Here is an 11,191-nt window from a genome sequence, read left to right as displayed (position 1 = left end):
TATTTATCATGAAAAAAACATCACTATTTAATGCCATTCTAGTTAGCTCTATTGCACTTTCTGTAGGTCTATCAACAACCGTCTCAGCTTCACCTATCGTAGTTCCTGACGCTCCTCAAATTGCGGCGAAAGGCTTTGTGTTACTTGATTTTCACTCAGGTAAAGTCTTAGCAGAAAAGGAGATGAACACGAAACTGTCTCCTGCTAGCTTAACGAAAATGATGACCAGCTATGTCATTGGTCAAGAAGTCGAGCGCGGCAACATTTCCCTGAAAGATGAAGTCACCATCAGTGAAAATGCTTGGGCTAAGAATTTCCCCGATTCTTCTAAGATGTTTATTGAAGTAGGTACAACGGTCACTGTTGAAGATCTAAACCGTGGCATCATCGTTCAATCGGGTAACGATGCCTGCGTGGCAATGGCTGAGCATATTGCAGGCTCTGAAGATGCCTTCGTTGACCTAATGAATGCCTGGGCAAGCTCAATTGGCATGACCAATACCCACTTTGCCAACGTGCATGGGCTGGATAACGATGAACTCTATTCCACCCCGTATGACATGGCACTACTTGGCTCAGCATTGATTCGTGACGTGCCAGATGAGTACCGTATTTACTCAGAAAAGAAATACACTTATAACGGCATCACCCAATACAACCGCAACGGTTTGTTATGGGACAAGAGCATGAATGTTGACGGCATCAAAACCGGACACACCAGCAATGCCGGTTACAGCTTAGTCAGTTCCGCGACCGAAGGAAAAATGCGCTTAGTTGCCGTTGTGATGGGAACAAAGAACGCTAATGCACGTAAATCCGAAAGTAAGAAGCTTCTAAGTTACGGGTTTAGATTCTTTGAAACCGTAGCGCCACATGCTGTGGGGGAAACCTTCGTCGAAGAAAAGATCTGGATGGGCAATAAAGACAAAGTCGCTTTAGGCGTTGATGTCGATACTTACGTCACCCTGCCTCGCGGCCAAGCCAAAAACCTTACAGCAAGCTTTGTTCTAGAAAGTGAGCTGGAAGCACCAATAATGAAAGGTGACGTGGTTGGTAAGCTCTTCTATCAACTAGAAGGCGATGATGTGGCTGAATACCCATTACTTGCCCTAGAAGACGTTGAGCAAGGCGGCATATTTAGCCGACTCTGGGATTACTTAGTACTGTTGTTCAAAGGTTTCTTTTAACCATTCAACTCTCCCAACCGAAAAAGCTGCTTGATGCAGCTTTTTTCATTTTGGCGTCATTCAACGGATCTTGAGATCACTCACAATTGGCAGTAATATGCGTGCCATACTCGTAATACAACCTTGGAGTCTCTACTATTATGAACATTAATTCAGACGCAAAATTGAAAGACTTGCTTGAATTCCCATGTTCTTTCACTTTTAAAGTGATGGGTTACGCGAAGCCTGAACTGCCAGAATTGGTACTAGAAGTTATTCAACGCCACGCTCCAGGTAACTACAGCCCAGACGTTAAGCCGAGTGCGAAAGGAACATATAACTCTGTTTCTGTGAATATCACTGCGACGTCCATCGAGCAGGTTGAAACGCTGTACAAAGAACTGGGTGACATCGACATTGTTCGCATGGTTCTATAATAAAGTTTAAACTTTAAAATAATATTGAAAGCAGCCTTAGCTGCTTTTTTATTATTTATCAAAAACTTAAATAACATCGCCTTTTTCATTGGTTATTTTGTGGTTATCAATTTGTAGTCCAGACTAATGAATGTGTTTATAATGCAATAACTTTATAAATCACTACGGAACTTGGAATGTCAAACCAATTAGTCGTAAAGCAACTCGGTCGACAAGACTATCATCCTGTATGGCAGGCTATGCACGAGTTTACCGACAATCGAACCGATGACAGTAGCGATGAAATTTGGCTGGTAGAACACAACCCTGTGTTCACTCAAGGCCAAGCCGGTAAAGCAGAACATATTCTCGCAGCAGGCGATATCCCTGTTGTACAAAGTGACCGTGGTGGTCAAGTCACTTATCACGGACCAGGTCAATTAGTCGCGTACTTCTTGATCAACCTAAGACGAAAAAAGCTTGGAGTGCGGGAGCTCGTTACTCATATCGAAAACCTCGTAATCAACACACTTAAAGCATACAATATCGACGCCGCAGCAAGACCCGACGCACCTGGCGTTTATGTCGACAATAAAAAAATCTGCTCCCTTGGTTTGAGAATCCGTAAAGGTTGCTCCTTCCATGGATTAGCACTTAATGTTGACATGGATTTATCACCATTCCTGCGAATTAACCCTTGCGGTTATCAAGGCATGGAAATGGCCCAAGTCAGTCAACTTGGCGGCCCCAAGGAACTGAAGCAAGTCGAACAACAGTTAATAGAAGAACTCGTAGCAGTACTTGACTATGAGCACGTTGAATTTTGCACTGAAGCCCTTAACGAGAAGTAGTAAAAACATGAGCAAACCGATTCAAATGGAAAAAGGCGTTAAGTACAGGGACGCTGACAAAATGGCGTTAATCCCAGTAAAAAATATGCCAACTGAGCAAAAAGAGATTTTACGTAAACCTGAGTGGATGAAAATAAAGCTTCCTTCAGACAGCCAACGTATTCAAGATATAAAATCGGCTTTACGTAAAAATAATCTTAGCTCAGTGTGTGAAGAAGCCTCTTGCCCTAACCTTGCAGAGTGCTTTAACCACGGTACGGCTACCTTCATGATCCTAGGTGCCATTTGTACTCGCCGTTGTCCATTTTGTGACGTTGCCCATGGTCGCCCATTAACTCCTGAAGCAGGTGAGCCACAAAAACTCGCTCAAACCATCAAAGATATGAAGCTCAAGTACGTAGTGGTGACGTCGGTAGATAGAGATGATCTTAGAGATGGCGGCGCGCAGCATTTTGCTGACTGTAACAAGGCGATTCGCGAACTGAATCCACACATCCATATCGAAACGCTTGTGCCTGACTTCCGTGGCCGTATGGACATTGCATTAGAGCTGCTTAAAGACAACCCACCGGATGTCTTCAACCACAACCTAGAAACCGCGCCTCGTCTTTATCGTAAAGCGCGTCCAGGCGCGAACTATAAATGGTCTCTTCAGCTTCTTCAGAAGTTCAAAGAGCAACATCCTAACGTTCCAACTAAGTCTGGCGTTATGATGGGACTAGGCGAAACCAAAGAAGAGATCATCCAAGTACTTAAAGATCTACGTGAACACGGCGTGAGTATGCTAACCCTAGGTCAATACCTAGCACCAAGCAGACACCACCTTCCAGTAGAACGCTACGTACCGCCATCTGAGTTTGATGAGCTTAAAGATATTGCGTTAGAGCTAGGATTCACTCACGCGGCTTGCGGCCCATTTGTTCGCTCTTCTTACCATGCAGACATGCAAGCACAAGGTAAAGAAGTGAAATAAGCCGCAGATAATACATGGGTTAACAGCCGTTAACACGAATTAAGCCGATGATCTCATCGGCTTTTTTATTGCCTATGATTAAATATATCAGCTTGAAGATTGAAACCACCTCATTAAATCGATACGCTTAATAAACTTGAGGAATACATTGTATCTATCATCGAAGATAGTTAAGGGACAGTCATGAATAAATTTGGATTATTGGCACTAATGATCGCAGCAGTTACCGCAGGCTGTAGCTCAAACACAAAACAAGACAACTTTAGAGAAGCCTCTTTCGAGCTTTGTAATACTGAAGTGGATCTCTATTCAGTCAGTGATGATGGCCGTGTTCGTATTGTCTGTTCTGACGGATCAAAATTTGCTCTGACTTCGGAAAAGACCCTAGATGTGATGCGTGACATTAATATCGACTACTGTGATGGTGAAGGTCTCGGTAAATTTAACGAAAGTCGAAAGTATTACTCATTCCGTTGTAAGTCAGGCACGTTATTAAGCATCTCTAAGTAACCCCTTCGAAATCATCGACCACGAACTATAAAAGCCCCGCTCTTAAACAAGAGCGGGGCTTTCGTATCTGCGCCATACAAAAAGGGAGCAACAAAAGCTCCCTTCCTTCACTTTTCAAAGCCGATTATTCAAATTCTAGGAAAGCACGCGGAGCTCAAGGGGGTAAATGAGCATGCACGACAACGATTTAAGCGTACAAGCACAAAAAAGGCTCCCATAAAGGAGCCTCTCAATTCGTATTTTCCAATCAAATAGCTTTAGTTCAAGGAAAAGGGGCGAAATTTGCTGATGTAAATGAGCACCTTTAACACAGAAATTAAGCTATTTGAGCCAGAAAAATTAAGCGTAAACCGGTAGGCGCTTACAGATTTCTAGTACCTTCGCTTTTGTTGCTTCAACAACAGACTCATCGCCCATGTTATCTAGAATGTCACACATCCAGCCAGCAAGCGCTTTTGCGTCAGCTTCAGAAAAACCACGACGAGTAATAGAAGGAGAACCTACACGGATACCAGAAGTAACGAACGGGCTGCGTGGGTCATTTGGTACAGAGTTCTTGTTAACCGTGATGTTAGCTGAACCTAGTGCTGCATCGGCTTCTTTACCAGTGATGTCTTTGTCGATTAGGTCAACTAAGAACAGGTGGTTCTCAGTAGAGCCTGAAACGATGTTGTAACCGCGAGCTAGGAATTCAGCAACCATTGCTTTAGCGTTAGCAACAACGCGCGCTTGGTATTCTTTGAATTCTGGCTCTAGAGCTTCTTTGAACGCGACCGCTTTACCAGCGATAACGTGCATTAGTGGGCCACCTTGACCACCAGGGAATACCGCTGAGTTCAACTTCTTGTACAGATCTTCACCTTCACATGAAAGGATAAGGCCGCCACGAGGACCAGCAAGTGTTTTGTGCGTTGTTGTTGTGACAACGTGCGCGTGCGGTACTGGGTTAGGATAAACACCCGCAGCGATTAGACCAGCAACGTGCGCCATGTCTACGAAGAAGTAAGCACCCACTTTGTCTGCAATTTCACGCATTCGTGCCCAATCACACACTTGAGAATATGCAGAGAAACCACCAATGATCATCTTAGGTTTATGCTCTACAGCCAGCGCTTCCATCTCTTCGTAGTTGATTTGACCTTTCTCATCAATACCGTAAGGGATGATGTCGTAAAGCTTACCTGAGAAGTTTACTGGAGAACCGTGAGTCAGGTGACCACCGTGAGCAAGGCTCATACCAAGCACTTTATCGCCTGGGTTAAGCAGTGCCATGTAAACCGCGTTGTTTGCTTGAGAACCAGAGTGAGGCTGTACGTTTGCGTATTCCGCGCCAAACAGTTTACATGCACGTTCAATGGCTAGAGTCTCTACTTTGTCTACGTACTCACAACCACCGTAGTAACGCTTACCTGGGTAACCTTCAGCGTATTTGTTCGTAAGCTGAGAGCCTTGAGCTTCCATTACACGTGGGCTGGTGTAGTTTTCAGATGCGATAAGCTCAATATGTTCTTCTTGGCGTACCGTCTCCTCTTGGATCGCTTCAAATAGGTCTGCATCGTAATCTGCAATGTTCATGTCACGTGTTAGCATCTGTATCTCCTGACTCAGATTGTACTGAAAGTTTCAAAAAAACCACACAACAACCCGACGCAAACGTTTACGTGGGTCGAATTTATGAAAAGCATTCTACATAATTTGATCTATATCATAAAGAGCAAATTCAATTTTTATCATGCAGTTTATTCATAATGGCTTACAAGGTTTATCATCCATAAGCGTGTAAAGTTATTGATTCGCATTTAAGCTGTCAAATTTCCGTTTTACACTCTGTAAAATGTTGATTACATAGGTTTACCCTAAATAACCCTCTCTATCTACCGAAAAGATCATCTTTTCTCTACTATTCGCCCCAATATCCCCTAGAAGAAAATAAAGTTGATGGAAAAACACACACGTAAAGAAGACTGGATCGCAATTCTAACTGGGACTTTCTTAGTCGCCCAGGGAGTCTTCTTTCTCCAATCGGCTCACCTGCTAACCGGTGGCACGACTGGGCTTGCACTTCTGCTTAGCCAGATTGTCTCTGTCTCGTTTGGTACTCTGTATTTTTTACTCAACTGCCCTTTCTACCTGCTAGCCTGGCAACGTTTTGGCAAGCGCTTTGCTTTTAACAGCGCTGTTTCTGGCGCGCTTGTCTCGGTGTTTGCCGATCACCTCTATCTGGTGATCACACTGGATACGATAAACGATACCTATTGTGCCATTGCAGGTGGATTACTGATGGGCCTTGGTATGTTGATTCTGTTTAGGCACCGTTCTAGCCTCGGGGGCTTCAATGTTCTTTGCCTCGTCATTCAAGACAGATTTGGAATTTCAGTGGGCAAAACTCAAATGGCTATCGATATCGCTATCTTGTTTGCCTCAGTATTCTTTGTTTCTCCTATGGTTATTGCTTTATCACTGCTCGGCGCGGTTGCCCTAAATGTTGTCTTAGCAATGAATCATAAGCCAACCCGCTATTCTGTTACCTACGGCTAACGACTCAAAGGCAGACGGGTCATTCCAATGAAAAAGGGCTCACTTATCAGTGAGCCCTTTTTATTCGTCTACGTGTTCAAAAAACGTATTTAATGAGCGCTTCGAGCTTTCACATCATGTTGTAGTGCTTTATTTAACTCGGCTTCTACATGACCCGGAGAGTGCGTAGCAATCGATATCAATCGATACATTGCAGGGATGACAAACAAGGTAACCAATGTCGCAAAGCCCATACCAAAGAAGATGACAGTACCCACCGCGACTCGACTTTCGTAGCCTGCGCCGGTAGACATAATCAGTGGAATGGCCCCTGCTAAGGTTGTGAATGCCGTCATCATGATTGGGCGTAAACGTCGAGCAGACGCATCAACGATCGCTTTCTCAAACTCAACACCACGGTCACGCAGTTGGTTGGCAAACTCAACAATCAATATGCCGTTTTTCGTCACCATACCAATAAGCATGATCATGCCAATCTGACTGTAGATATTCAGCCCTTGTGACATAAGCACTAGTCCAAGGAAACCACCAAACACCCCCATTGGAACAGTGAACATCACCACTAATGGGTTAATGAAACTCTCAAACTGTGCCGCAAGAACCAAATAGGCCACCAGCATCGCCAAGCCGAAGACGATCAACGTACTCGATTGGTTCTCTTTATAATCCTTTGATTCTCCTGAATAGCTAACGGACACATCGGACGGCAGAAGTTCAATGGCCTTTTCATCAAGGAAATCTAATGCATCACCCAGCGTGTACCCCTCTTCTACGTTTGCCGTAATCGTTATAGATTTTTGCTTGTTGTAGTGAGAAAGACGAATAGATGAAGCTACCTCTTCTATCGTTGTCACAGTATCTAGCGTGATCAACTCACCACTGTTGGTACGCAGGTAGATTTGGCTAAGGTCTGCCGCATTATTAAAGTTATTCTCATCGCCACGAAGATACACATCATATTCTTCGCCACGGTCGACAAACGTTGTTTCTGATTTACCACCAAGCATGATCTCTAAGGTTTCCGATATCTCAGCGACACTAATACCCAGCTCTGCCGCTCGTTGCTTGTCGACATTCACCACCAACTCTGGCGTCTTCTCAGAATAGTTGATGTTGGTGCCATTCATGATTGGTGAGTCTTCGGCAAGATCTTTCAACTTGTCAGCCCACTCCTGAAGCTCCTTGTAATCAGGACCACCCAATACGAATTGAACAGGCTCACTAGAGCCCCCTCTAAAGCCTGGCATGAATGGGAACACTCGTGCATCTGGAATGCCCGCAAGCGCTTGTCGAATTTTTCCTAACGCTTCTATCGCCGTTACATCACGTTCATTCCAGTCTTCAAGCACCATCACGACAAAGCCGGTTTGGTCGCCCGCATTTCCACCAAACGCCGGAGTTTCGGCACTGAATGACTTCAAGAAGTTCTCTTCAAGAAGTGGCATCAAACGCTCTTCAACAATATCCATGTTAGCCGACATACGGTTATAACTGGTTGCATCAGCCCCTCGAACAAAAGCAAAAATAACCCCTCTATCTTCTGTTGGAGCGAGTTGCGCAGGAACCTGTTGCATCAACGTGAAACTGCCACCAATACAAGCCACGATGATGATCGGAGCAACCCATCTAAAGCGAATCACTCTCTGCAAAATAGCGCGATACTTAGCTTCTAAAAATGCAAATGCACGATTCACTACCTGAGTAAAACGCGTTGGCTTTACATTGGCTTTTAGTATCTTGCTTCCAAGCACTGGAGTCAGCGTTAGTGCGATCAAAGAGGAGAAGATCACCGACATAGCAAGCAATACGGAAAACTCAGTAAACAGCAGTCCTACCATCCCATCCATAAAGGAAATGGGTAAAAATACCATCACAAGCACCAATGTTGTTGCAACAACGGCAAAGCCAACTTCTCTCGCGCCCTTATAGGCCGCAAGCAGTGGAGTCTCTCCTTGCTCAATATGATGATAGATATTTTCAATGACGACGATGGCGTCATCAACCACCAAACCGATCGATAAGATTAACGCCATTAACGTGATCAAGTTGATCGAGAAACCAAAGTAGTACGCAGCGATGAATGACGAGATCAAAGAGATTGGAACGGTAATCGCGGGTATAAGGGTTGCTCTCGCCTGCCCAATGAAGATGTAAAGAATCAGAACAACCAAACCGCCCGTAATGAACAGCGTGGTGTACACCTCAGAAATTGAGCGTTCAATAAAGATCGTGGTATCGTAATCGATGACAAGACTGGTTGCCTTAGGCAAAAACTGTTGAATGTCTTCCACTTCTTGACGAACCAATTTAGCGACATCAAGTGGGTTGGCATCAGACTGAGGCACAATACCAATGCTTAAATTCACAATGCCATTGGCTTTAAACGAGGCATTCTCATTACGCGCACCGAGGTAGACATCTGCCACGTCTTTCAAATAGATAGGTGAGTTGTCACTGGCTCGCTTAACGACCAGATACTCAAAGTCTTCGGCTTCGCTGTAAGCACGTACGGTGCGAACTGACATCGTAATAGAGTCATTACGAACTTCACCGCCAGGGCTTTCGATGTTTTCACGTCGAAGCGCAGTCGTAATGTCACTTGTGCTGACTCCGCGTCCTGCCATCACTTCTGGTTTTAACTTAACGTACATCACCTTATACAGGCCGCCAGAGAGATTCGACGAACTGACCCCAGATATGAGGCTGAATCGATCGATCAAGACACGCTCGGCATAGTCAGTAAGCTGAGTTCTGTCCATTTCCGAAGAACTGAGGTTTATATATATTGAAGGCTCACCCGACCCATTATTTTTATAAACTAAAGGGTCATCGGCTTCGTCGGGCAATGAACTCTGAGCTCTTGATACCGCATCACGAACATCGCTGATACCTGAATTGAGATCGTACCCAAGTTCAAAGGTAATGGTAATTCGAGAGAATCCGTTGCGAGTTGTGGAGACAATCTCATCGATGCCACTAATACCTGAAAGTTGATCTTCAAGGACGGTGGTGATTTGACTTTCTACTATAGTTGCTGAAGCGCCACTGTACGTAGTATTGATAGAGACCACAGGATATTCAATATCTGGCATCTCTCTAACCGCGAGTTTGGAAAATGAAACAATGCCAAACACACACAGCAACATACTAAGAACAAGAGCAGCAACGGGGCGTTTTACTGAAATATCAGACAACAACATCAGTTACTTTCCTTTTCTAAGGCGCTTTTTTCAATATCAAGCTCAGTGACAGAAACGCCGTCTCGCATATTTACAATGCCTTGAACTACGATCTTCTCGCCTATTTCAACGCCTTCAGCAATCACGACTTGGTTTTCCACACGTTCTGCCAATATAACTTCGGTACGCTTCGCCACGTTGTCATCACCAATCACATACACAAATCGCTTCGTACCAGAGTACTCCAATGCTTGTGCTGGGATGATCGGCGCTTCAATCGTCGAAAACGCCATATAAGCTGACGCCAACATACCAGGCTTCAAAACACTTTCTGGGTTATCGAAATTAACGCGCACACGCAGATTCAATGTTTCTGTATTGACTCGAGAGTCAATACCAACCAGCTCACCATCAAAGGTTCGATTACCCCACGCCGAGGTTGTGATACTCACCTTCATACCTTGACTCAGGCGCGACAAGTAGCGCTCTGGCACGAGTAAATCGAGCTGCATGACCGACAAATCATCGAGCGTAAGAAGGTGACTGCCAGCTGTCACTAACTCACCAGGGCTTAAGTCAATGAAGCCAATGGTGCCCGTAAAGGGGGCGGACAGATTAAGGTCTTGCAAATTGGCTTGAGCAGCATCGAGACGCGCTTGAGCAATTTCGACACTGGCTTTTTGACCGTCGATTGACGTTTGAGTAATCGCATTGCTTTTCGACAAACGTTCAAATTCTCGCAGCTTTCTTTGCTCATCCGTTAAGTAGGCTTTCGCTTCCTTTTCAGCAGCCTTTGCCTTGTCATCATTCAATTGAACCAACAACTGACCTTTCTGCACCGTTTGATTTGCCTTAACAGGAATTTGGGTAACCTTACCAGCCACCTCTGGCGACACAACAATCGCCTGCTTGGCTTCTAGCTTACCCACCAAGGTTAATGATTGAGACACTTGATGAACCTGAACCTCTTCGGTAATCACCGTTACCGCCTGATTACCTTGAGATCGTTTGGCATGCGCCAGCGATGTAGACGTTAGAATAGACAACGCCAATAACTTTATGATTATTTTATTTTTCATGATTGGAATCTACAAAATAGGAACTATCAATATAATACCCTGTCCGCACTATTGATAACGTCAAGTAGTGTAAATAATAGAAAACAAACCAGACATTTAGACACTCCCCTCCAGACAAAATGGTTATTTCCTAGCAGCTTTGTCCAAAAAGGCAGCATTCAATCTAAATTCCCAAGAAAACTCTTTACAGCTTTTCCGAGTTTGCTATGATGCGCTCCGCACTTGAATGACGCGTTGGGAAAACATCATTTAGGTTTACTTTTACAAGAAAGTAATAAAAGTGCCCCCTGGAGGGGTTCCCGAGTGGCCAAAGGGAGCAGACTGTAAATCTGCCGGCTCCGCCTTCGATGGTTCGAATCCGTCCCCCTCCACCATATTCTCTTGTGACTTTCCTGTGTGAATGTTGTGAGAAACGCTTGGAAATCGTGTTGGGAAAACAGTTTCTAAGGATAAAAATACCCTGGAGGGGTTCCCGAGTG

General features: G+C 44.6%; 9 protein-coding genes and 1 tRNA gene. 7 read left to right on the top strand and 3 right to left on the bottom strand.

What is annotated here, in order from left to right:
• Nucleotides 1–8: 8 nt before the first annotated feature.
• The 5 genes from BCU12_RS18630 to BCU12_RS18610 all read left to right on the top strand — a co-directional run bounded on the left by BCU12_RS18630 (nucleotide 9) and on the right by BCU12_RS18610 (nucleotide 3,916).
• A complete protein-coding gene (locus BCU12_RS18630) occupies nucleotides 9–1,187 on the top strand; it encodes a serine hydrolase (protein WP_102405751.1) in 1,179 nt (392 codons plus the stop codon).
• A 137-nt stretch (nucleotides 1,188–1,324) separates the two neighbouring features.
• Entirely contained in the window at nucleotides 1,325–1,603 is a 279-nt protein-coding gene (gene ybeD / locus BCU12_RS18625) for a DUF493 family protein YbeD (RefSeq protein WP_102405750.1), read from the top strand.
• A gap of 176 nt (nucleotides 1,604–1,779) precedes the next feature.
• A complete protein-coding gene (lipB, locus tag BCU12_RS18620; protein ID WP_102405749.1) occupies nucleotides 1,780–2,433 on the top strand; it encodes a lipoyl(octanoyl) transferase LipB in 654 nt (217 codons plus the stop codon).
• A gap of 7 nt (nucleotides 2,434–2,440) precedes the next feature.
• Nucleotides 2,441–3,406: a lipoyl synthase gene (gene lipA, locus BCU12_RS18615; protein ID WP_102405748.1), complete on the top strand. Its 966-nt coding sequence runs from the start codon at nucleotides 2,441–2,443 to the stop codon at nucleotides 3,404–3,406.
• Between the two features lie 183 nt (nucleotides 3,407–3,589).
• A complete protein-coding gene (locus tag BCU12_RS18610) occupies nucleotides 3,590–3,916 on the top strand; it encodes a hypothetical protein (RefSeq protein ID WP_102405747.1) in 327 nt (108 codons plus the stop codon).
• A gap of 339 nt (nucleotides 3,917–4,255) precedes the next feature.
• On the opposite strand, the gene glyA is transcribed toward BCU12_RS18610, so the two are convergent.
• Entirely contained in the window at nucleotides 4,256–5,506 is a 1,251-nt protein-coding gene (gene glyA / locus BCU12_RS18605) for a serine hydroxymethyltransferase (RefSeq protein WP_102405746.1), read from the bottom strand.
• Between the two features lie 348 nt (nucleotides 5,507–5,854).
• Here glyA and BCU12_RS18600 point away from each other — a divergent pair, with 348 nt between their 5' ends.
• Nucleotides 5,855–6,454: a YitT family protein gene (locus BCU12_RS18600; protein ID WP_102405745.1), complete on the top strand. Its 600-nt coding sequence runs from the start codon at nucleotides 5,855–5,857 to the stop codon at nucleotides 6,452–6,454.
• Between the two features lie 89 nt (nucleotides 6,455–6,543).
• Here BCU12_RS18600 and BCU12_RS18595 read toward each other — a convergent pair whose 3' ends face one another.
• Both BCU12_RS18595 and BCU12_RS18590 read right to left on the bottom strand, forming a co-directional pair.
• Complete coding sequence (locus BCU12_RS18595) at nucleotides 6,544–9,654, bottom strand: multidrug efflux RND transporter permease subunit (RefSeq protein WP_102405744.1); 3,111 nt, start codon at nucleotides 9,652–9,654, stop codon at nucleotides 6,544–6,546.
• Nucleotides 9,654–10,712 carry an efflux RND transporter periplasmic adaptor subunit gene (locus tag BCU12_RS18590; RefSeq protein ID WP_102405743.1) on the bottom strand — a complete coding sequence of 353 codons (1,059 nt, stop codon included), beginning with the start codon at nucleotides 10,710–10,712 and terminating at the stop codon, nucleotides 9,654–9,656. Before BCU12_RS18590 ends, BCU12_RS18595 begins: the two co-directional genes overlap by 1 nt.
• A 289-nt stretch (nucleotides 10,713–11,001) precedes the next feature.
• On the opposite strand from BCU12_RS18590, the gene BCU12_RS18585 reads away from it, so the two are divergent.
• Nucleotides 11,002–11,086: transfer RNA gene (locus BCU12_RS18585), tRNA-Tyr, on the top strand.
• Nucleotides 11,087–11,191: the final 105 nt, after the last annotated feature.

The organism is Vibrio sp. 10N.261.55.A7 (genome assembly GCF_002877365.1).
In the GTDB taxonomy this organism is placed as follows: domain Bacteria; phylum Pseudomonadota; class Gammaproteobacteria; order Enterobacterales; family Vibrionaceae; genus Vibrio.
This window is presented reverse-complemented; position numbering and strand designations above follow the sequence as displayed.

Bases quoted from the DNA above. Each gene is read 5' to 3' on its own strand.
- BCU12_RS18630 (WP_102405751.1), top strand. From the start codon at position 9: ATGAAAAAAACATCACTATTTAATGCCATTCTAGTTAGCTCTATTGCA.
- lipB (WP_102405749.1), top strand. From the start codon at position 1,780: ATGTCAAACCAATTAGTCGTAAAGCAACTCGGTCGACAAGACTATCAT.
- lipA (WP_102405748.1), top strand. From the start codon at position 2,441: ATGAGCAAACCGATTCAAATGGAAAAAGGCGTTAAGTACAGGGACGCT.
- BCU12_RS18610 (WP_102405747.1), top strand. From the start codon at position 3,590: ATGAATAAATTTGGATTATTGGCACTAATGATCGCAGCAGTTACCGCA.
- glyA (WP_102405746.1), bottom strand. From the start codon at position 5,506: ATGCTAACACGTGACATGAACATTGCAGATTACGATGCAGACCTATTT.
- BCU12_RS18600 (WP_102405745.1), top strand. From the start codon at position 5,855: ATGGAAAAACACACACGTAAAGAAGACTGGATCGCAATTCTAACTGGG.
- BCU12_RS18595 (WP_102405744.1), bottom strand. From the start codon at position 9,654: ATGTTGTTGTCTGATATTTCAGTAAAACGCCCCGTTGCTGCTCTTGTT.
- BCU12_RS18590 (WP_102405743.1), bottom strand. From the start codon at position 10,712: ATGAAAAATAAAATAATCATAAAGTTATTGGCGTTGTCTATTCTAACG.